Consider the following 20,663-nt stretch of genomic DNA (forward strand, 5'->3'; position numbering starts at 1 on the left):
ATGATTTCTTTTTTAATCTTTTTAGGTGTTTTTCTGTTCATGGAATGCGTTACCTGGCTTACGCACAAGTACATTATGCATGGGCTAATGTGGTATTTTCACGCAGATCATCACCAGCCAAAATACGAACATACTTTTGAACGCAACGATATCTTCTTTGTGATTTTCGCCATTCCAAGTATTATTCTCTTTTACTTTGGAGTCAAGGGCGGTTTCAATTATCTGTTTTTCGTAGCATGTGGCATTACCACCTACGGAATATGCTATTTTTTGATTCACGATGTATTGATTCACCAGCGATTTAAATGGTTTAAAAACACCAAAAACAGATATCTTGTTGGTCTCCGAAAAGCACATAAAATTCACCATAAACATTTAGGAAAAGAACACGGAGAGTGTTTCGGAATGTTATTCGTCCCTTTCAAATACTATAAAATGTAGCAGAATTTGGGCGTTCCCCAAGGGTCGGGTTTTCCGTTCCCGCTTTTTTGTGGCAGAGGCGAACGTTAATCAAAGATATTTAAGCATGCCACAAAAAGAGCTCCACTGCAACCCCTAACGCATCCGTAAATAAGAACTTTTTTCTCTAAGGCAAGTCTATGAAAATCTATAAAATAGAAACAATTCAGCATCTTAACGCTACCATTGAAGATTGCTGGGACTTTTTTTCGAGTCCAAAAAACCTTCAAACCATCACCCCGAATGATATGAGCTTCGAGATCCAGGATTTTGATGGAAAGCGCATGTATCCCGGGCAAATCATAACCTATACGTTGAAACCTTTGTTCGGAATTAAAATCAATTGGGTAACCGTCATTACCGTTTCTCAGGAAAACCAGTATTTCATAGACGAACAGCGTTTCGGCCCTTACGCTTTATGGCATCACAAACACTTTTTTGAACCGGGAGAAAATGGCGGAACTAAAATGACAGACATTGTACATTATGCCATCCCTTTTGGATTTCTTGGGCAAATTATGAATAAATTAGTTGTAAATAAAAAGGTCAATGGCATCTTTGATTTTCGTCGTACCAAAATAGACGAATTGTTCAATTCAAAAGTAAAATGAAACAAAAAGTCTCCTTTTTCTGGTTCCGACGTGATTTACGCTTAGAAGACAATACAGGATTGTTTCATGCTTTGCAATCTGATTTTCCTGTAATTCCGCTTTTCATTTTTGACGATGAAATTCTGGATAATCTTCCAAAAAATGATGCCAGAGTCAGTTTTATTTATGAATCACTTGAGAAGGTAAATAATGAATTGAATACTTTAGAATCTTCCATTTTAATTAAAAAAGGAAATACCAAAAACGTCTGGAAATCCCTCATCGAAGAATTTGATATTCAAAAGGTTTTCTTCAACAAAGATTACGAACCTTTTGCCATTAAGCGTGATGTGTTAATTACTCAATTATTAAAAGAAAACAATATTGAGTCCTTCACTTATAAAGATCATGTGATTTTTGAAGAAAAAGAAATTACAAAAGCAGACGGACTTCCTTATACGGTCTACACACCTTACAAAAACAAATGGCTGGAGAAATATCATCTTTCAGGTTCAGCAACTGAATATGATACGAAATCTTACTTTTCAAATTTTGCAAAAAACAAGTTTCCTTTTCCGGATTTGTCTACCATTGGTTTTGAAAGAAGTGCTATAAAAGTACAACCTCATAACCTGACCCAAATTGCCTATTACAAAGAAACCCGCGATTTTCCGGCTTTAGACAGCACTTCGTATCTGTCGCCACATTTACGCTTTGGAACAGTTAGTATTAGGAAATTAGTGAATTGGGCAAACCGAAAAAATCAGACCTTTCTAAGCGAATTGATCTGGAGAGAATTCTTTATTCAGATTCTGTTTAGTTTTCCGAATTGCGTCAATCACAATTTCAAATCGGCTTATGACGGCATTCAGTGGCTCAATAACGAAGATGATTTCAAACGCTGGTGTTCCGGAACAACGGGCTATCCAATGGTCGATGCCGGAATGAGACAACTCAATGAAACCGGATACATGCACAATCGCGTGCGTATGGTCGTGGCAAGTTTTTTATGCAAACATTTATTGATTAACTGGCAATGGGGCGAAGCCTATTTTGCTGAAAAATTACTTGATTTCGAATTAGCCTCAAACGTAGGAAACTGGCAATGGGCTGCAGGAACCGGCTGTGATGCCGCTCCGTATTTCAGGGTTTTTAATCCCGAGATCCAACAAAAGAAATTTGACGAGAAAGGAATCTACATCCGTAAATGGATTCCTGAATTTGATTTGGGATACAACGAACCAATGATTGATCATGCGTTTGCAAGAGATCGGGCGATTGCAACTTATAAGGCGGGGATACTTAAATAATCTGGTAATCTTTTGCAAAGCGGCTTTTTAGATAGATTGACGTAATAGGAAATACTTTAAAACGCTTATCGTTTAGGAACCGCGTTGCAAACGTACAACTTTAATCTTAAGAAAAGTGGGGACTCGTTGCAAACGAGCACCAGAGTTGGGTAACGTTTTGGCGCTTGGCGAGGTTGTGAACTTCGGAACCGATTATTTTCGGTTAAAGATAAAATTTCTTGCGAAATGTAAACCTGAATTTACTACAAAACTCGCAATCTCGCCAAACGGCTGTTAGCGGTTCGGGCTTTTGTCGTCATAATTCAATTTTTAATTCTTTTGCTAAATCTCTGACATAGTCTTTATGTGGCGATTTGGCTGGTTGAATGTTCTCATAATATTCTTTAAATAGTTTCGCTCCATTCTCTTTGTCGTCAAACCAAACAATTAACGCTGTGTCCAACTTTGCTCTTGGTGAAGAACGATAAGGAAGATGTCCGTTGTTAGAGATTATTTTCTCTTTTGTTTCTAAACCCTCAAACCATTCAAAAACTTTTGTTTCAAGTCCGCTAAAAATTTCTTCACTAATTCTCTTATTATCGTCCGTAATTGTCCACCAATAGTCTTGTCCAGTTAGTAATGTTCCAAGTCTATCCCTGATTTGACAATCATACTCTTTGTAATACTTTTTGTTTTCTGTCGGTGATTGAAATTGGAAAAGACTTTCAATACAAACTCCAAGGTTAACTACAAACTTTCCGTATAGATTTTCTCGCAGTCCTGGTATTTCATAGCCTTGTCCAATCGGATATTGTCCACTTTGAAAGTTTATCACTTGGATTATTCCATCGTCAAGCCGTCTGTTAAATGTCCTGCCGTTTTTCTTGAAGCCAAGAGGTTTGAGTTTAATAAATACGTCCTTCTCAACTATGTCAAGTTGAGTTTTAAAATCTGTCGGTGTCGCTGATTGTTTAGTTTCACTTTTAGATTTGTCTTGCCGTTTAAAAATATCAAATATTCCCAATTTTATTTTTCTGTTATTATGCAATATCTATTTAGCCTGACCGCTAACTTGTATATATGCGAAATAAACATTCGCATATACACCCAAATTTAGGTAGATTGGCGAATGTTTGTATCGCATTATTATTTTCAAATATATTTATTTTTTCCTACAAATCATCCGAAAGTATTTTGCTTGATTGATTTCTAACAATCTTCTTCTTTTGAAAACCATTGCCCTAGCCCAGATGGAAACGACATCCTTTTGTGGCAGGGTTTGCCACAAAAGATATAGTGCACAGCTGGAACCAGCTCCTAATATTTCAAATAATTATCTACAACAATTTTAGCTTTCAGATCAAACATTAAATTGTACAATCCGAAGAACGTTCGGTTCATGTAAATAAAGTGCTTGGAGCCTCGGTTGCCATTCATTTTTTTCAGGTTGGTATCTTCTGAAAAACGTTTTCCTAATTCTGCGATAGCACTGAAGAATTTTTCATCTGAAAAATCGAATGTTTCGTTTTGAAATGGTTTCGTAAACAATGATAACAAATCATGAAACATGGCTGTAAAGTATTCAACTTCAGCAGGCGAATCGTCTGTGCGAAGAATTTCCAGTTCGAATAATTTATCGTTGAAACGGTTTTTATCGGTAATGACATTTTTGTTGATGAGTTCGAAATATGGGATATAAAAGTCATTCGGGATTTGTTTCATACAGCCAAAATCCAAAGCAATCAGTCGGTTTTGATCGTCAACCAAGAAGTTTCCGGGATGGGGATCGGCGTGTACTTTTCGCAAAACATGAATTTGATACATGTAGAAATCCCATAGTGCCTGACCAATTTTATCTCCGGTTTCACGATCAAAATCTTTTGCTGTAAATTCCGAAAGGTGAATTCCGGTCATCCAGTCCATCGTAATGATTTTCTCTGATGAGAATTCAGGATAATAATTCGGAAAAAGAATGTTTTCAATCTTACTGCAGGCTTTTACAACTTCTTCGCTCTGTCTTAATTCCAGTAAATAGTTGGTTTCTTCGATGAGTTTGTCTTCAACTTCTTTAAAATATTTATCAGAATCTTTTCCCTGCAGGTTAAACATGCGGATGGCGATTGGTTTTACAAGTGCCAGGTCTGAAGAAATACTGTTGGCAACACCCGGATACTGAATTTTAACTGCCAGTTTTTTACCATCTTTCTTAGCCAGATGTACTTGCCCGATACTCGCTGCATTTACCGAATTGGCATTAAATTCGTCAAAGATTTCATTAGGCGTTTTGCCAAAATTGTTTTTGAATGTCTTTAAAACCAGCGGCGCAGAAAGCGGCGGAACAGAAAATTGTGATAACGAAAATTTCTCAACATAGGCCTGAGGCAAAAAGTTTTTGTTCATGCTCAGCATCTGGGCAACCTTCAGAGCACTCCCCTTGAGACTTTTTAATCCGTCGTAAATATCTTCGGCATTGTTTTCATTAAGTTTATCGCGGGTCAAATCTGGGTTGACTATTTTTTCAGCATAATGTTTTACGTAGTTTACTCCAATTTTAGCTCCTGTCTGGACCAGTTTTCCTGCTCGTTCTATTTTTGAAGTTGGTATATAATCGATTGTTTTCATTGTTTGCTGTATATTTTTTCTTTGAAAAGGAATTTTCCTAAATCTATCAAATGGTTCATTGGCGCTACATTCATTAATTCGAAAGATGCATTTACCGATTTTTCGATAAAAATGTCTGTTTTTTCAAAAGCTGCTGATGCATCGTCTTTCCAGAATTTTATCGTCAGCATCAATTGCAGCCAGGCGCTTTCCTGAATCGCTTTCTCCTGAAACTTCTGCAGTTTTTCAACTTCAAGCCTGTAATCATCCGTCAAAATTTCAGAAACATATTCTTTAAAACTATCTCTGAGTGCAGTAAGCTGCGTTAAGTTTTTCAATGGATTTCTGTCTATTTTCAGTGATTGCAGTACATAACTTCTGTTAGCTGTCAGGATTTCGAAGAAGGTAAAATAAAAACTCAGCATTTTGTTTTTCATATCGTATTCTAAATAATCTGTGTTTTGATGCAGCAAATTAATTGTATTGACAAAAAACAATCTGAAAATCTCTTTTTCCAAACCTTCGAGCGTTCCAAAAAAAGTATAAAATTCAGCCTCGGTAAAATCTTTATCTTTTGCAAAATGATAAACCGATTTTGGTTTTTCGCCTTTCTCCAGCACTTCATTCATGTATATTGAAACAATATCTTCTTTACTGATTACCTTATTTTTAGCAGCCATTTTTTTAAAATTTAGAATTTGCCTTAAAGGTAAGGAATGTTTGAGTATCTTTACTTATACCCACACGAGAGACACTGTTAAATATATTGTAAACTATCATGGCTGCGACTGTACTACTAACCGGGGGAACCGGATTTATTGGCGAATATCTAACGAATATCCTTTTAGCAAATGGTTTTTTGGTATCTGTTTTAAGCAGATCAAGCCGAAACAATACAGATCATATTACCTATTATAAATGGAATCCGGATGAGGATTACATTGATGAAGAAGCTATCACTTCTGCAGATTATGTCATTCATCTGGCAGGGGAAGGAATTGTAGAAAAAAGATGGACTGCTAAACGTAAAAAAGCCATTTTAGAAAGCCGGGTAAAACCTATTGAACTCATTTATTCTGTTTTACAAAAAAAGAACAAATCGCTGAAAGCATTTGTTTCTGCTTCTGCAGTTGGAATCTATGGAGCCGAAACTTCTGACGAGATTTGTACAGAAAACACTCCTCCAGCCAATGATTTTTTAGGCACTACCTGTCAGAAGTGGGAAGGAGCAGTTACTAAAATAGAATCACTGGGTATTAGAACTGCAAAAATCAGGACCGGAATTGTTTTAGGCAGAAATGAAGGTTTTCTTAAAAAACTGCTGCCGGGTTTTAAAATGGGCTTCGGAACCATATTAGGAACGGGAAAACAATTTTTGCCCTGGATTCATATTGAAGATTTATGTGGTATCTACTTAAAAACCATTCAGGATGAAGAACTAAATGGGCCTTATAATGCAACTGTTTTAGATAAGACTACAAATGAGACATTATCTAAAACACTTGCAAACTTGCTCGGTTATTCGATTTGGCTTCCTAAAGTTCCGGCTTTTGTTCTTAAAATTGTTCTTGGCGAAATGAGTATCGCTGTATTGACAGGAAAAAGGGTTTCTTCTGAAAAAATTAAGGGCGCAGGTTTCCATTTTCAGTTTGAAGATTTAAAAACGGCACTTTCAAACTGTGTGTCCTAATTACGGCTACTTTAAGGATAACAGAACCTTTTCGTCATTTCCAATTATACCGCTTAATTCTGTATTAGCAGTTTTTGCAATTTTGGAAGCTATTCTGTCTGGTATTTCAATATCAAAATCTGAAATAGTGATTGGGAAGTCAGACTTGATTTGAATTCCTCCGTAAACTTTTTTCAGAAAAGCCTTTACCAGCATGTCCTTAGATTTTCCGCGGATTATTAATTTGCCTTTTATCAGATATTCTTTTTCTGTTTCATCAATATCTTTTAAGTCAAATTTTGCAATTTTACCTTTAAAAACAGCTTTGGGATACCGATGGCTTTCTATATAATTTTCGTTGAAATGCTCTTGCATCAAATCCAGTTTAAAATGAAAGTCTCTCATTAAAACAGCACAAAATAATGTACTAGTTTTTGGATCCAAAATAATCATAACCGATCTGTTTACCGCTTTTATTTCTTCAAAAAATGGTACACTGGCTTCAAAGTTTATTATTGCTTTCTCAGTAGTAATTTTTTCCTGGGCAATAAAAGAATAAGTGGTAAACAATAAAATTAAAAATACAGTTCTTTTCATAATCGTCAACATTTAAACAATTATGTCATTCGGTTTTTAATTTAAGAAGAAGAAAAAATCAGGATCAAAAAAATCGAATGGCGACTCCGTGAAAAATTCCGTAACCTGCAAATGGTTACACTTAAAGTTACGAAATTTCCATGAATTCGGTTGACGATTTTGTGCTAAATATTTGTGAATGTTTTAAGTATAACTATTCATGAACTGCAGTACAAATTTCTATTAAAAAGCCATTCAAATCCCTTACATAGGCAACGATTTGACCCCATGGTTTCTGTTTAGGCTCTGTAACCAAAACAGCCCCTAAAGAAGTTGTCTTTTGCACCAGTTCACCAACATCATCTGTTATAAAACCTAATTCAATGGCAAAAGGTTTATCTTCTAAACTGCTTTCGATAAAACCTTCTGGTAGATTTTGTGAAGCCAGGTTTTTTGAAGCGAATGAAATTGTAGTTTCTCCTGTGCTTAATTCACCATAATCATTTTCAGGAGTTATAAATTTTCTTGAAAAGCCAAATGCGTTTTCATAAAAAGTAATTGTCTTTTCTACATCTTCTACATATAAAATTGTATAGCCAAATTTTACCATCTTGTTTTTATTTAAAATATTTATTACTACAAGGTAACAAATTATCCAATTTCGAGCAATACATTATACTTGTCTAAATTTGCCAGATCCTCTATTGAATTTACTTTAGCTTCTTTGGCGTGTTCTTCTATTTCTTTTTTGGTTTCAATTTGTTTGATGCATTTTCTAAAGCGGCGTACCTCATCCAGATTCGTCAAAATTAATCCCGGAACCTGAACGCTTTTCCCTTCTTTATCTTTTGCAACCATTGTAAAGTAAGATGAGTTGCAATGCTTAATCACACCCGTCTGAATGTGTTCTGCCTCTACCCTAATGCCAACTACCATAGAACTTCTCCCAACATAATTCACTGAGGCTTTCATCGTCACCAATTCGCCTACTTCAATAGGTTTTAAAAAGTTTACTGTATCGACTGAAGCAGTTACACAATAATTACCGCAAAATTTTGAAGCACACGCAAAAGCAATCTGATCGAGAAGCTGTAAAATATATCCTCCGTGAATTTTTCCGCTAAAGTTGGTATGTGACGGAAGCATTAACTCGGAAATACTAATTTTTGATGAAGAAACGGGTTTGAAATCTGTATTCATTAATAGTGTTATTTATAGTTTTGGTTTGTTTATTTAAATGGAATTAATTTAATAATTGGTTTTCTTCAGAATTGGAAGCCCTGGTAACAATGTTCTCCGGAAGTGATTTTTTAGCTTTCGCCCCCATTTTCTTTAATTTTTCGACACTGGAAATCAGGTTTCCTCTTCCCTCAACAAGCTTGCTCATAGCGTTTTCATATTCGGATTTTGTGTCTTTGATTTTGTTGCCAATTTTTACCAGATCAGTTACAAAACCCTCAAATTTATCATATAATGCTCCTGCCTGACGTGCTATCTCAAAAGCATTTTCCTGTTGCTTCTGATTGGCCCACATACTGTCAATTGTACGTAAAGTCGCAAGTAAAGTCGTGGGTGTAACAATTACAATATTTCGTGCAAAAGCCTTATTATACAAATCGGAATCTTCATTTAAGGCAATGGCAAATGCGGGTTCTATCGGCACAAAAAGCAAAACAAAATCAGGACTTTCTATTTGATACAGATCGTGATAATTTTTACTTCCAAGCTGTTCAACATGTCTTTTTAAGGAATTGACGTGTTCCTTCAGGAATTCATTTTTAAAGATTTCGTCTTCTTCATTAGCCCATTTTTCATAAGCAGTCAGTGAAACCTTAGAATCAACAATCATTTTTTTACCGTCCGGCAGATTAATCACTACATCGGGAAATACACGATTCCCATCGGCATTGGTAAAACTTTGCTGAACTTCGTATTCCCTGCCTTTTTCAAGTCCTGATTTTTCAAGCACACGTTCCAGAACCAGTTCGCCCCAGTTGCCCTGCATTTTACTGTCACCTTTTAATGCTTTTGTCAGATTCAAAGTCTCTTTACTCATCTGAATATTCATTTCACTTAAACCTAAAATCTGCTGACGAAGGGCTGCATGATAATCAATACTCTCTTTATGTGTCTGCTCTACTTTTTGCTCAAATCCCTGAATTTTATCCTGCAGAGGCAACAGAATGTTTTTCATGTTTACGGAATTTTGTTCTGTGAATTTTGCCGACTTTTCTTCAAGAATTTTATTCGCCAGATTTTCGAATTCTTTGGTAAATTTCTGCTGCAGTTCAGTTATTTCGATTTTTTGCTCTTTATGACGTTCCCATAAATTTTCAAAATCAACTTCTTTTTTAGACAACTGTATTGCCAGACTGTCTTTCTCGTTTCGAATATTATCTTTTTCCAAATGGATTAAATGAAGCTGTTTTTCAAGATTATTTTTTTCACTTTGAAATTGTTCTTTCTGCAATTGAAATTGCGCACTGGCCGAATTAAGTTTTTCACTCAAACTTACTTTTTCCGACTCAAATTTAGCCGATGATAAAATTCTTCCTAAATAAATACCTAAGACTGCAGCAATAACAAAAACTGATAAAAGTGGAAGAATATCCGGCATAACTACGTTAATTTTTAAGTAAAAGTACGCAATAATACGTAGTTCTTAATCTTTGCAAATAAAATTTCACGAATTAGTAACCATTCTAAATTAAAAAAACAATTCAGTTGATTTTAAAAAAAATGTTTTTCAACGCAACCATTTTAAAACGATTGCATCTATTTAATTATAAACCTAATAATAATACTCATGAAAAAGTTAATGTTAAGCTTATTTATAGCTTTTGGATTCAGTGCCTGTTCACTGAATGATGATTTACCACAGAATACATGTGGAGAATATACGACTGTTCCTTTTAGCGGCTTCCCTCTGCCTTGTAACTATAATCTTAAAGAACAATATCCTAATCCAGCGGCTTTAATTGTTAGCAGTCAGGAAAAACTGAATCAGTATTTTACGCAACATGCCAATACATGTTCTGTTACAAGTGACCCAACTATCAATTTCAGCAATAACTTTTTAGTTGGAATTTTCTCAGGTCAAAAACCAACAAGCGGTTACGGTATAAAAATTACCTCGATAGTAGAAAACAACTGTCAGATTTTTGTTAACTTTTACGAATATGGTCCACAAACCGGAGAAACACCTACCACGGGTACAACTTTTCCTGCCGATTATGTTTTAATTCCTAAAACGACAAAACCTATCTATTTTAACAAAACTACAGAAAACAAAGACAATATTGTAATTGGAACTTTTGGTGCCGTTAATGACTTTTTCCAGTTAAACGATTACAATATTCTTAAATTCTTAAACGTTACGACCGGAAATTATGAATTTGGTCAGTATAAAAATACTGCTACAATAAAAAGGGGTGAATACACGTTGTTCCTGAAAAATGTCCCAACTGAAATCATAAACTTAAAAGGCCAAACCAAAACCTACGGATCTCCGGACCCGGCGAATCAGGGCGGTGTTTATTTTGAATTACGCCAAGGTGCCAGTACAACAAAAATCTATATCGACAATACTGATACAGCTGATCAAAGTACAGAAGTGAAAGCTTTCAAGAAGGCAATTAAAGACAAAATTGTACTCCTAAAAATTTAAACCAATCATGACAAAAAAACTATTTCTTTTTATTCTATTTAGCATTTTCACAACAGCCTATCCATTAAAAGTTAACACAGCCAAAACCAGTCAGATAATTGATACCTGGATCTGGCAAAAAACGATAGGGGGAGAAAACAATCCTTACATTGCTACTCCAAAAACAATAGGATTCAATAAAAAAATAGTTTTTACCCGCGAAGGAAAAATCATTACCTACAAAGATGATGTCGAAATTCGCAACAGCACATATGAAATCAAAAAAGGAATCAGTGTTCTGGATCAGTCAGAGAAAGACCTGATTTCTTTTGAAGGCAAAACATATATTATAGAAATACTTGATAATCAAAACTTAACAATCATAAGTAATGACTCTGAAGGTACACGTACTATCTACAAAAAATAGGTTAAAAGTATAAAAAAAGTTATTTTTACCAAAACTAAACCACCCTATTTTTGAAAGACGACTTAGACATATATATTAAACAATGTATACAAAATGACAGAGCAGGGCAACTGAAAATCTATCAGTTGTTCTCGCCTGTTTTATATGGTATTTGTTTAAAATATATGAAAAATGAAGACGACGCCAAAGATGTTTTTCAGGAAGCGTTTGTTATTGTTTTTCAAAAAATCCATCAATATAAATTTGAAGGCAGCTTTGAAGGCTGGTTAAAACGTATTTTCATCAATAAATTAATCGAAACTCTAAATAAGAAAAAAAAAGAAAGTTTCTTTTTGGATGTTTTTGATCCTGATACTGATTTTATAGAAGAAGAGGAACTGGAAATTATTCCGATAGCGCAAGAAAAACTACTCGAATACATTAGAGAATTACCCGATCAATACCGCATGGTTTTTAATTTGTATGTTTTTGAAAAAATGAAACACAGAGAAATTGCGGAACTGCTCAAAATTTCAGAAGGAACTTCTAAATCCAATTTAAACAGGGCCAAACGAATTTTACAAAAAAGAATTTTGAGTATTAAAAATTTTAAGACAGCATGAAAAAGCAAAAAATAGAAGATATTTTTTCATCAATTGAAAACTTTTCGAGTGTTCCACCACCCGAATTATGGAGTAAAATTGAAGAAGAACTTGATAAACCTAAAAAGAAAAAGAGAGTTATTCTTTGGTGGTCAGCTGCTGCATGTCTGTTATTAGGATTATTACTTCCTGCTGTTTTACATTTTAATTCTAATTCAGGAGTTGAAACTATAAATAATGGATCGATAGAAAAAAGTATTGTTATTGACGAAAACAAAAATGACGTTAATAACAACAAAACAATATCTGTAGAAAAAAATAATATCAAAAAAGAATCAAGTATTGTAGAGAATTCACCTATAGAAAACACAGTAACTGAATCAAACAACCCTCAAAATAAAAACACATATAGAACAACAACTACTCATAACCATTCTAATAATAAAATTAATTCAGGCAACTCCAAACATAATTCAAGCACCGGAACAGAAAGCTCTAATCAGGCTGTAGCTGAAAGAACATACACTGCAGGGAGTCAAAATTCATTTAATTCTTTTTCAAACAATCAAACCCATGATGAAAAAAGAAATAATGAGAAGGTTTTGGCTGAAAAAACATTGACTGCAGAGAAAAAAAATTCGTCTAATTCTTTTTCAGATACTAATCAAACAACTACTGAAAAAAGAAATGGAAACCAGGTTCTGGCTGAAAAGACATTGACAGCAGGAAAACAAAATTCGTTTAATTCTTTTTCAGATACTAATCAAATAACTACTGAAAAAAGAAATGAAAACCAGGTTCTGGCTGAAAAGACATTGACAGCAGGAAAACAAAATTCGTTTAATTCTTTTTCAGATACTAATCAAATAACTACTGAAAAAAGAAATGAAAACCAGGTTCTGGCTGAAAAGATATTTACTGCAGGAAAACAAAACTCGTTTAATTCTTTTTCAGATAAGCAAATACCAAATTCTGTTTTTGAGGACAAATTAAATTCAAAAAACAATGCTCCTGTTGCTTTAAATTCTCCAAATGTAATTCCGAATAACAAACAGAGCATGCAAAAACAAGTCTCTGATAAATCAATACTTCCTGAAAATATTCAAAAAAATAATTCAATAACGTCTAATTCATTGAGCATACAAGATTCTCTTCAATTAGCAGAATTGCAAAACCTGGAAAAAGGCATTGTCGAAGTTAAAACTGAAAAAGACAAAGAAATTAAATCAAATCCCAATTCTGAGAAATGGTCTTTGGAAGTTTTTGCAGGAATAGCAAATTCTGAAAACTACAATAACCAAAAAACATTGGGTAATGTTAATGAATCAAAACAAACAAATTCATATGGAGTAAAGACTAATTATAAACTCAATAAGAGATGGGCTGTAAGTTCTGGTTTAAAAATTAACGAATTAGGACAAAGTATTGCTAATGTTTCGTATTATAGCAGTAATAATACTTCTTCAGCACCTGTAATGAATGATTATTTTAGCCCAAATACCTTCGTTATTGAATCAATGCCAAAAATAACAAACAACCCGAACTATGTTTTTGTTTCGAGAAATACAAGTAATGTCTTAAAAAGTGAAACTCTTGAAAAAGGGAATATTGACCAGAGTTTAAAATACATTGAAATGCCTCTTGAGGTTTCTTACGCCCTTTTCAATAAAAACAAAACCAGTATTAGTTTGAACACAGGGGGTTTTGTAGGGAAATTAATTTCTAACAATGTGACTTTAAACGGAAATTCAATTGGGGACAATTTAAATGCCAGTGACTTTGTATATGGCTCTTTACTAAGCAGCACCTTCCAATATCGTTTATACAAAAAAACATATGTTTTTGTAGAACCGGGCATGAACTATTATATCAATCCGTTGAACAATCAAACTTTTAACCAGTTTCAGTGGGCTTTCAATTTTGGACTAAATGTTTCATTCTAACGGTGATTAAATAATGACAACTCAGGACAATTGGATTACTCCAGAAACTTTTCCTCATGATTTAATTTTAGCCAGGAAATTGGTTTATGACTCCTGTAATTTAGATTGTACAATGCCTCATCCGGAAACTGAAAGTACTGAATATAGTGCTTATCGTTTTAATATTAATAAAAATAGGATCTGTTACAGAGAAGCAAAAATTACCCCAACCAAAACGGGGCAATTCGTCACTTTATGGAAACGCAATTTATCCGGAACAATAGAACCTTTTGATTTTTCAGATCAAATAGATTTTGTTATCATTAGTGTTCGAAAAGAAAATAATTTTGGTCAATTTATCTTTCCAAAAGCTGTTTTGTTAAAAAATGGTGTTTTTTCTACCTCAACTAAAGAAGGCAAAAGAGCTACGAGGGTCTATCCCCCATGGGATATTACTACCAGTAAACAAGCCCAAAAAACGCAGCAATGGCAACTGGAGTATTTTTTAGAAGTCTCAGAAAATGATTTTAGTGTTTCAAGAGTAAAAAAAATATTTGGAATAGAATAGAAAAAAACAGGCAGTCTAAATTGAACTGCCTGTTTTTTCCTATTTCACTTTGATTTATTTTTTTATAAGCTTTCCTTTATAGATAACTTTATTATTTTCTGTCAAAGTATAAATATAGATTCCCGAATTCAAATAACTCACTGGAATTTCTGTCGTACTTATTTCCCCACCCAATTTTACATCAATAGAATTTCCAGTCAAACGGCCATTGATGTCATAAAATCTTAATTTCAGGTTTTTATCTGAATTGCTTTTTACCAAAACATTTACCACATCTGTTACAGGATTAGGAAATAGTTTGGCTGCGAATTTTTTATTTTCAAAATCAATTGTCCCAAGATTATCTTCTTTCAGTTCAAAACGAGCAATTACTGGCCCATGGTCTGAAGTGGTATTTGTATAATTTGAAATATCATTTCTGGGATCGTAAACTGCAATTGAATTTTGTATATATTCATCTGTTAACTCATTCGAAATAATAATATGATCCAGAAATCCTCCGGAACTTAAAAAACTGTAAGCCCCTGCCTGGCTAATACCAAGGGTAAGCGCATTATATCTATTTGTATCTGTAACAAAAGCTTCATAAGAAGAAGGATTTGGCGTAATAACCGATGCTTTTACATCATCATTAAAATCGCCTAAAATCATAAAATTTGCATTTGGATAATGTACGTCCAAACTATCTTTTAAGAATTGTGCATCGTATTTACGCATATTGTATCTTGATATGTCTGTTCCGCTGTTTGCACGGGCATGAAGATCAATAAGGTTAATTTCTTTTTTCACTCCGCCAATATTAGTTTCTATTTGTACCAGATAAGGCAAACGCCCGGAAGAGAAAAAGCTGTCGTCATTTCCGCCTGGATAACCAGGCAGAGTTGCTGTATTAGCACGTACCTGATCATACAAATCCTTAAACATGACACGGGTCTTTTTAACGGTTGTGGTTTGAGTATTGTACAATACAACCAATTTTTGAGGAGGAAAATTTGGATCAGGTGCATTAAATGAATATGACCATGAAGTTGAAATCGTTTTGTCAAACGTTTTACCGTTGATATTTATTTTCTGGATCAATGCATCAATTGACGGATCATCAGATACTTCCTGAACAACATAGACGTCTGCGTTCAGTTTGTTCATCACCCTCGCAACATTATCAATTTGAAGAGCATCATCAGTTGGACCAAATTCAACTCCGTCTGTTCCTTTTACATCAGTACCAAAAAACTCTAAATTATAAGTTACAACATCAAAAGTATCTGCTTTTAAAATTGAAGAACCGGTAAATGAACCAATCGGCTTATTTAGCGAAGTACCGGTAACTGTTAAAACACCTGAAATAGTTAATTCTTTTACCGAAGGAGCAAATTGCACATAAACCGTTTTATTGTTTGCAGCATCAGTAGCATCAACAACAATGCTTGACTGAAATGAAATATTATCTAACGACAATTTGTAATCTGCAGATGCTGTAAGAGTAATATCTCCATAACCTTCTGCTTTAAAAATAAAAGACTGGCTGGCAGATACTGCATTAACGCTTACATCCCCAAAATCTAAAACAGGATTTGCATCGACATAACCTGCCTCGTCAGTAATTGCAATATCATCAATTGACCATTCTGCAGCATTGTTAGTACCTCCGGCTGTAGTTTCATAGACCCAGGCTACATAAGTATTATTCGTTTTAAATCCGCTTAAATCTATATATTGTGATGCTGAGTAAGTTCCGGTTACCGTTGGAAATTTACCGTTTAATGCTACCCAGGTTGCTGTTTCCGGATTGCTTTTACCATCATAATCTGTCGAAACCATTAATTTTAACTCAGAACCTGCATAAAATTTACGGGAATAAAAAGACAGTAATATAAATTGGCTAAAATTATCCAAACGTAATCTTGGGGAAATCAACCAGTCTTTGCTGGCTCCGGCATCAGAATATCCGTTCATGAGTACAGCTCCGGTTCCTGAGTTTACATTTCTTACAGTTGTTGTATGTGTCCATGTATTTAAGCTGCCCGCTGTATTATGTTTTGTCCATCCACTGTTAGTTAAAACATTTGCATCGTTAAAGCCCTGAACATAAGGATTGATTCCAATACCTGATAAAGAGATGTTTTTTACCGCTGCGCCTGCTGATTCATGTGCTATCGATCCTGAAAAAGCAGATACAGAAGTTGGTCTAAACCTTACATAAACCGTCTGTGCTGCATTTGAAGCAAAATCAGAAGCAGCATATATTACAGAAGAACTAAATGTGTTATTATCTTTAGAAACAGTAAAATTAGCTGATGCAGTAACAGTTACATCTGCTGTAAGATTTGACCCCTGAATTTGGTAACTTAAACTTTCAGAGCTATAACTGGCTTCGGAAAAACCTAAATCAAGAGAAGAAACTGAAGTTGACAAAGATGGAGTAGCTACACTTGAAGTTGTAACATCTACTTTATTTACAACGGACTGAATATTTCCATAAAGGTCTTCCGAAACTGAAAAAACAGCGTAAGCTGTATTCAAATTTAATCCTATAAAACTTTTGATATATTCCTGAGAAACATCAGTAATGTCTAAATAGCCTGATTGTAAAGCTGCAGTCCCGGATGCATCCTGACCCGCTTTTACCTGAGTCACCGACGGACTTGTACTACCTCCCGGCAGCATCACATAATACGTTTTACCAATTTCATTTATTTTGTTGGCAAAGTCAAAACTTTCAGATAAGACATTGACTGCTTTTGGATAGCCTGCCTCACTAATTGGGGCATAAACGTCGCTTCTTAGATCAACATTATCAATTGCAAAAGATGGTCGGGACCCGCCGCCGGATACTTGTCTTGAAATCCATCTTATTTGCACAACAGGCTGATTGTTACATTCTGTGGGTAAAGTGACTTTTATGGTTTGCTCATTTTGTGGCGTAGTAACTCCTGAACCCGTTTGTGTAGCTGTATTATTTCTATAGACAGTCCCTAATAATGATGTAAAAGACGCTGTAGTACCTACTCTGTATTGCAGAACCATTTCATTAATACGGGTATTACTTCCTCCGTCATAAGGATTACGAATTGTCATAGCATCATACTGCACCATTATGGCAGACTGTCCTGTTGCATTAAAAGCAAAACCAATTGTTAAATCTGAAGAACTATTATTCAGAAAACCAATTTTGCCATTATAGTTATGAATGTTTCCACTGCTTGTACCTGCTGAACTACTGCCTATTAATGGCTTGTCTGCAACTAATGTTCCATTTGTATTAAAAGCAGATCCCGGCGCAGACGCTGCTGTCCATCCCTGAAATCCAAATGGATAATCTGTAGAATTCGCTGCTAAACCAGTAAAATATTCTGTGTAAGGCAATGATCCTACAGGTACTGGCATCGTCTGAGCGACAAGGCTGCCTGAAAACCAAAACAAATATGAAAGAGCCATTAAATGCCTGAAGAAGTAAATGTTTTTCATAATTTTTAAAATTAAGTTTAAGATTACAAATTTATGTATCTTAAAGTTAAGACATTATTATAAAACTATAAACATTACACTCCTTTTTTATAAACATTCAACAAAAAATGGTGTTTCAAAATGAAATATGATAAAACATTATTAACAAAACCAGCTTTAAGCTTTCAAATTAACATTTTCAGAACCCCTACTTTTAACAAAAAAAAAATCATTCATGACACATAAAAAAAGCTGTCTGCAGAACAGACAGCTATGAAACTGTTTTTTTAAAAAAACTTAAATCGCTGTGTAACCGCCATCAGCAATTATATAGCTTCCTGTTGTGAAAGAAGATTTCTCAGAACTTAAAAATAATACCAATTCTGCAATCTCCTCAGCACTTCCCAAACGATTCATAGGTGCTTTTGCTGCTACAGCATTCATGGCATCTTTATTTAAGTTGTCTTTTAATAATGCTGTTTCAATATAACCGGGCCCTACAGCGTTGCATCGAATATTTTTCTGTGCATATTCTGCGGCAATATTTTTCGTCAATCCAACAACGCCATGTTTAGAAGCGGTATATGCCGGACTTAAAGGTGCTGCCACCTGTCCGTGAATTGATGCAATATTCACGATATTCCCTCCACCGTTTTTTTCCATCTGTTCCAATTGATAACGACAGGCATAAAAAACACCGTTTAAATTTAGTGCAATCACTTTATCCCATGCATCTGGTGCATATTCTCCAGTTGGTTTTGCAGGACCGCCCATTCCGGCATTATTACAGGCTACATCAAGCCTTCCATACTTGGATACTGTTACTTCAACCATATGTTTATTATCCATTGCGCTTGATGAATCTCCTTTTACAAAAAAGGCTTCTCCACCATTTTGCTTTATAACATTTACAGTTTCTTCGCCATGTTCGACATTAATATCCGAAACTACAACTTTTGCTCCTTCACGGGCATAAGCTTCTGCAACTGCACGCCCAATTCCTGACCCCCCGCCCGATACATAAGCTACTTTATTTTCTAAAAGTGCCATATTTTTAATTTTAAAATTTGTAGATACAATTTACGAAGATGTACTTTGCTGACCTTATCCAAAACAGACTTTACAATAAGATTATGATTTTCTCACAATCAAATGTTATTTAGGAATAAAGAACAATAAAATGAGTTTATTATTCATTCTTATCTTCATCCAGTTTCATGTTACCCCGGTCCTGATGATTATCCGGATGAGAATTTGGATAACGGTTAGGCGTAATATCTGAATTTCGGTCTTTGTTTTCAACTGTTTTTTTTGCTTCTTTTTCAGATGAAACTCCACGATTGGCATTGGCATTGCTCTGGCTCACATCATCTTTTACTTTTGTAATTTCCTCATTCTCATTTCGAGCCCTTTCTACAACTGTTTTATTTCCATGCTTATCGGCAACTACTTCTTTTTTTAAATTTGCATTTTCTGAATTTCCATCGTGTGAAATATTTTTCCCTTTAGATTCGTCTATATCTTTTTGTACTCCGTTTATCTTTTTTGATCCTAAATTATTCGTTTCCATGTCATTGATTTTAAATATTCTTCTTATATAATATTACGAATTCTAAATTTTAAAACTAAATGGTTTAACATTGCTTTGGGTTTATTCTTCGATAATTTTCAATCAAGATAAAACAAAACTATCTTTGCAGTAAAATATAAAATATGCATCGTCACTTCCTTCTTTTTAAACCTTACGGCTATCTTAGTCAATTTATTTATGAATTGAAAAGAAAGAAAAAGCTTTTGGGTGAATTGCATGATTTTCCTGAAGGGACAATGGCAATCGGAAGACTTGATGAAGATTCTGAAGGTTTACTTTTACTCACTACTGATGGAAAAGTAAGTGAACTAATCAGGAGTAAAAAAGTAGATAAGGAATATTATGTTCAGGTTGACGGCATTATAACTCCTGAAGCGATTGAACAGCTTCAAAAAGGGGTTGAAATAGGTTTTGAAGGTGGTAAATATAAAACGAAACCCTGTAAGGCTTTTATTGTTACTGAAATTCCTGATTTTGGCCCAAGAGCCAAAAAGATCAGGGATGAGCGTCACGGCCCGACATCATGGGCTTCGATAACCATTAATGAAGGAAAGTTTCGACAGGTTCGAAAAATGACATCTGCAGTTGGTTTTCCTACTCTAAGACTTGTACGCGTTCGAATAGGAAATGTATATTTGCAAGACTTAAAAGCTGGTGAAGTTTTAGAAGTTCCCTCTTTTCAATTAGATGATGAATCGATTTGAGAATTAGATATTTCAAAACTTCTAACTTTTAACCTCTAACATTTAACTATAAAAAAATGCTAAACATTGTTCTTGTAGAACCGGAGATACCAAATAATACCGGAAACATAGGCCGCTTATGTGTTGGCACAGAAAGCAGGCTGCATTTAATTCATCCTTTCGGATTTGTAATTAATGACAAAAACCTGAAGCGTTCCGGATTGGACTACTGGGTACATCTTGATGTCACCGAATATCAAAATGCAGAAGAATGGATACAGCAAATTCCGGACAAATCGCGCGTATTCCTGATGAGTTCTCATTCTGATAAATCGTATCTGGAAAACGTATTTCAGGATGGCGACTGGCTGGTGTTCGGAAAAGAAAGTGTTGGGCTGAGCAAGGAATTTATGGCCAGATTCGAAAATCATCTGACTATTCCGATGTCTCCTCTGATTCGCAGTTTTAATATTGCTAATTCCGTTGCTTTTGTGGTCGGAGAAGCTAGGAGACAGATTGGATTGAAAAAGGTTTAATCTTTATTTGTTTACTTTTCATTGAAAAGTTGGTTTGGAACAGGATTTCTAGCCCTGATGGAAGCGACATCCTTTTTT

Annotated in this window: 21 protein-coding genes; 11 read left to right on the top strand and 10 right to left on the bottom strand. The window is 34.7% G+C overall.

Annotated features, from left to right (window positions below):
- From GXM16_RS07305 to GXM16_RS07315, 3 genes are all read left to right on the top strand, one after another.
- Nucleotides 1-441, top strand: a complete 441-nt coding sequence (locus GXM16_RS07305; RefSeq protein WP_163393748.1) for a sterol desaturase family protein — start codon at nt 1-3, stop codon at nt 439-441.
- Nucleotides 442-599: 158 nt separating this feature from the next.
- Nucleotides 600-1,070: an SRPBCC family protein gene (locus GXM16_RS07310; protein ID WP_163393749.1), complete on the top strand. Its 471-nt coding sequence runs from the start codon at nt 600-602 to the stop codon at nt 1,068-1,070.
- Nucleotides 1,067-2,359, top strand: a complete 1,293-nt coding sequence (locus tag GXM16_RS07315) for a cryptochrome/photolyase family protein (RefSeq protein ID WP_163393750.1) — start codon at nt 1,067-1,069, stop codon at nt 2,357-2,359. The genes GXM16_RS07310 and GXM16_RS07315 overlap by 4 nt, the downstream gene beginning before the upstream one ends.
- Nucleotides 2,360-2,654: 295 nt before the next feature.
- Here GXM16_RS07315 and GXM16_RS07320 read toward each other — a convergent pair whose 3' ends face one another.
- The 3 genes from GXM16_RS07320 to GXM16_RS07330 form a co-directional block, all read right to left on the bottom strand.
- Nucleotides 2,655-3,386 (bottom strand): DUF4304 domain-containing protein, encoded by a 732-nt coding sequence (locus GXM16_RS07320; RefSeq protein ID WP_163393751.1) that lies wholly within the window; start codon nt 3,384-3,386, stop codon nt 2,655-2,657.
- 269 nt (nt 3,387-3,655) lie between these two features.
- Complete coding sequence (locus GXM16_RS07325; protein WP_163393752.1) at nt 3,656-4,960, bottom strand: ABC1 kinase family protein; 1,305 nt, start codon at nt 4,958-4,960, stop codon at nt 3,656-3,658.
- The gene (locus GXM16_RS07330) at nt 4,957-5,619 is read right to left on the bottom strand and encodes a TetR family transcriptional regulator C-terminal domain-containing protein (protein WP_163393753.1); all 663 of its coding nucleotides are present in this window, start codon (nt 5,617-5,619) and stop codon (nt 4,957-4,959) included. Before GXM16_RS07330 ends, GXM16_RS07325 begins: the two co-directional genes overlap by 4 nt.
- Before the next feature lie 98 nt (nt 5,620-5,717).
- On the opposite strand from GXM16_RS07330, the gene GXM16_RS07335 reads away from it, so the two are divergent.
- Complete coding sequence (locus GXM16_RS07335; RefSeq protein WP_163393754.1) at nt 5,718-6,629, top strand: TIGR01777 family oxidoreductase; 912 nt, start codon at nt 5,718-5,720, stop codon at nt 6,627-6,629.
- Nucleotides 6,630-6,635: 6 nt separating this feature from the next.
- On the opposite strand, the gene GXM16_RS07340 is transcribed toward GXM16_RS07335, so the two are convergent.
- The 4 genes from GXM16_RS07340 to GXM16_RS07355 all read right to left on the bottom strand — a co-directional run bounded on the left by GXM16_RS07340 (nt 6,636) and on the right by GXM16_RS07355 (nt 9,801).
- Nucleotides 6,636-7,205 (bottom strand): YceI family protein, encoded by a 570-nt coding sequence (locus tag GXM16_RS07340; RefSeq protein ID WP_163393755.1) that lies wholly within the window; start codon nt 7,203-7,205, stop codon nt 6,636-6,638.
- A gap of 193 nt (nt 7,206-7,398) precedes the next feature.
- Nucleotides 7,399-7,794 (bottom strand): VOC family protein, encoded by a 396-nt coding sequence (locus tag GXM16_RS07345; protein ID WP_163393756.1) that lies wholly within the window; start codon nt 7,792-7,794, stop codon nt 7,399-7,401.
- 41 nt (nt 7,795-7,835) lie between these two features.
- On the bottom strand, nt 7,836-8,384 hold the full coding sequence (locus GXM16_RS07350) for an acyl-CoA thioesterase (protein WP_163393757.1): 549 nt from the start codon (nt 8,382-8,384) through the stop codon (nt 7,836-7,838).
- Nucleotides 8,385-8,427: 43 nt separating this feature from the next.
- On the bottom strand, nt 8,428-9,801 hold the full coding sequence (locus GXM16_RS07355) for a DNA recombination protein RmuC (RefSeq protein ID WP_163393758.1): 1,374 nt from the start codon (nt 9,799-9,801) through the stop codon (nt 8,428-8,430).
- 189 nt (nt 9,802-9,990) lie between these two features.
- Here GXM16_RS07355 and GXM16_RS07360 point away from each other — a divergent pair, with 189 nt between their 5' ends.
- From GXM16_RS07360 to GXM16_RS07380, 5 genes are all read left to right on the top strand, one after another.
- A complete protein-coding gene (locus GXM16_RS07360; RefSeq protein ID WP_163393759.1) occupies nt 9,991-10,851 on the top strand; it encodes a protease complex subunit PrcB family protein in 861 nt (286 codons plus the stop codon).
- 7 nt (nt 10,852-10,858) lie between these two features.
- Complete coding sequence (locus GXM16_RS07365; RefSeq protein WP_163393760.1) at nt 10,859-11,257, top strand: hypothetical protein; 399 nt, start codon at nt 10,859-10,861, stop codon at nt 11,255-11,257.
- 125 nt (nt 11,258-11,382) lie between these two features.
- The gene (locus tag GXM16_RS07370) at nt 11,383-11,859 is read left to right on the top strand and encodes an RNA polymerase sigma factor (protein WP_280115143.1); all 477 of its coding nucleotides are present in this window, start codon (nt 11,383-11,385) and stop codon (nt 11,857-11,859) included.
- The gene (locus GXM16_RS07375) at nt 11,856-13,781 is read left to right on the top strand and encodes a hypothetical protein (protein WP_163393762.1); all 1,926 of its coding nucleotides are present in this window, start codon (nt 11,856-11,858) and stop codon (nt 13,779-13,781) included. The genes GXM16_RS07370 and GXM16_RS07375 overlap by 4 nt, the downstream gene beginning before the upstream one ends.
- Before the next feature lie 13 nt (nt 13,782-13,794).
- Complete coding sequence (locus tag GXM16_RS07380; protein ID WP_163393763.1) at nt 13,795-14,328, top strand: MepB family protein; 534 nt, start codon at nt 13,795-13,797, stop codon at nt 14,326-14,328.
- Between the two features lie 54 nt (nt 14,329-14,382).
- Here the strand turns inward: GXM16_RS07380 and GXM16_RS07385 are convergent, their stop codons facing one another.
- From GXM16_RS07385 to GXM16_RS07395, 3 genes are all read right to left on the bottom strand, one after another.
- A complete protein-coding gene (locus GXM16_RS07385) occupies nt 14,383-17,796 on the bottom strand; it encodes a T9SS-dependent choice-of-anchor J family protein (RefSeq protein WP_163393764.1) in 3,414 nt (1,137 codons plus the stop codon).
- 276 nt (nt 17,797-18,072) lie between these two features.
- On the bottom strand, nt 18,073-18,825 hold the full coding sequence (locus GXM16_RS07390) for an SDR family NAD(P)-dependent oxidoreductase (protein WP_163393765.1): 753 nt from the start codon (nt 18,823-18,825) through the stop codon (nt 18,073-18,075).
- 139 nt (nt 18,826-18,964) lie between these two features.
- Nucleotides 18,965-19,345, bottom strand: coding sequence for a hypothetical protein (locus tag GXM16_RS07395; protein ID WP_163393766.1), 381 nt, complete (start codon nt 19,343-19,345; stop codon nt 18,965-18,967).
- A 143-nt stretch (nt 19,346-19,488) separates the two neighbouring features.
- Here GXM16_RS07395 and GXM16_RS07400 point away from each other — a divergent pair, with 143 nt between their 5' ends.
- Entirely contained in the window at nt 19,489-20,070 is a 582-nt protein-coding gene (locus tag GXM16_RS07400) for a pseudouridine synthase (protein WP_163393767.1), read from the top strand.
- 56 nt (nt 20,071-20,126) lie between these two features.
- Nucleotides 20,127-20,585, top strand: coding sequence for a tRNA (cytidine(34)-2'-O)-methyltransferase (locus GXM16_RS07405; protein ID WP_163393768.1), 459 nt, complete (start codon nt 20,127-20,129; stop codon nt 20,583-20,585).
- Nucleotides 20,586-20,663 lie beyond the last annotated feature (78 nt).

Origin of the sequence: Flavobacterium limi (genome assembly GCF_010645075.1) — a bacterium.
Lineage (GTDB): Bacteria > Bacteroidota > Bacteroidia > Flavobacteriales > Flavobacteriaceae > Flavobacterium > Flavobacterium limi.

What these genes read in the sequence shown, in the direction of transcription:
- GXM16_RS07400 (WP_163393767.1), top strand. Translation starts at nt 19,489, where the DNA reads ATGCATCGTCACTTCCTTCTTTTTAAACCTTACGGCTATCTTAGTCAA.
- GXM16_RS07310 (WP_163393749.1), top strand. Translation starts at nt 600, where the DNA reads ATGAAAATCTATAAAATAGAAACAATTCAGCATCTTAACGCTACCATT.
- GXM16_RS07360 (WP_163393759.1), top strand. Translation starts at nt 9,991, where the DNA reads ATGAAAAAGTTAATGTTAAGCTTATTTATAGCTTTTGGATTCAGTGCC.
- GXM16_RS07335 (WP_163393754.1), top strand. Translation starts at nt 5,718, where the DNA reads ATGGCTGCGACTGTACTACTAACCGGGGGAACCGGATTTATTGGCGAA.
- GXM16_RS07375 (WP_163393762.1), top strand. Translation starts at nt 11,856, where the DNA reads ATGAAAAAGCAAAAAATAGAAGATATTTTTTCATCAATTGAAAACTTT.
- GXM16_RS07365 (WP_163393760.1), top strand. Translation starts at nt 10,859, where the DNA reads ATGACAAAAAAACTATTTCTTTTTATTCTATTTAGCATTTTCACAACA.
- GXM16_RS07330 (WP_163393753.1), bottom strand. Translation starts at nt 5,619, where the DNA reads ATGGCTGCTAAAAATAAGGTAATCAGTAAAGAAGATATTGTTTCAATA.
- GXM16_RS07325 (WP_163393752.1), bottom strand. Translation starts at nt 4,960, where the DNA reads ATGAAAACAATCGATTATATACCAACTTCAAAAATAGAACGAGCAGGA.
- GXM16_RS07380 (WP_163393763.1), top strand. Translation starts at nt 13,795, where the DNA reads ATGACAACTCAGGACAATTGGATTACTCCAGAAACTTTTCCTCATGAT.
- GXM16_RS07305 (WP_163393748.1), top strand. Translation starts at nt 1, where the DNA reads ATGATTTCTTTTTTAATCTTTTTAGGTGTTTTTCTGTTCATGGAATGC.
- GXM16_RS07355 (WP_163393758.1), bottom strand. Translation starts at nt 9,801, where the DNA reads ATGCCGGATATTCTTCCACTTTTATCAGTTTTTGTTATTGCTGCAGTC.
- GXM16_RS07390 (WP_163393765.1), bottom strand. Translation starts at nt 18,825, where the DNA reads ATGGCACTTTTAGAAAATAAAGTAGCTTATGTATCGGGCGGGGGGTCA.
- GXM16_RS07345 (WP_163393756.1), bottom strand. Translation starts at nt 7,794, where the DNA reads ATGGTAAAATTTGGCTATACAATTTTATATGTAGAAGATGTAGAAAAG.
- GXM16_RS07340 (WP_163393755.1), bottom strand. Translation starts at nt 7,205, where the DNA reads ATGAAAAGAACTGTATTTTTAATTTTATTGTTTACCACTTATTCTTTT.
- GXM16_RS07315 (WP_163393750.1), top strand. Translation starts at nt 1,067, where the DNA reads ATGAAACAAAAAGTCTCCTTTTTCTGGTTCCGACGTGATTTACGCTTA.
- GXM16_RS07405 (WP_163393768.1), top strand. Translation starts at nt 20,127, where the DNA reads ATGCTAAACATTGTTCTTGTAGAACCGGAGATACCAAATAATACCGGA.
- GXM16_RS07350 (WP_163393757.1), bottom strand. Translation starts at nt 8,384, where the DNA reads ATGAATACAGATTTCAAACCCGTTTCTTCATCAAAAATTAGTATTTCC.
- GXM16_RS07395 (WP_163393766.1), bottom strand. Translation starts at nt 19,345, where the DNA reads ATGGAAACGAATAATTTAGGATCAAAAAAGATAAACGGAGTACAAAAA.
- GXM16_RS07385 (WP_163393764.1), bottom strand. Translation starts at nt 17,796, where the DNA reads ATGAAAAACATTTACTTCTTCAGGCATTTAATGGCTCTTTCATATTTG.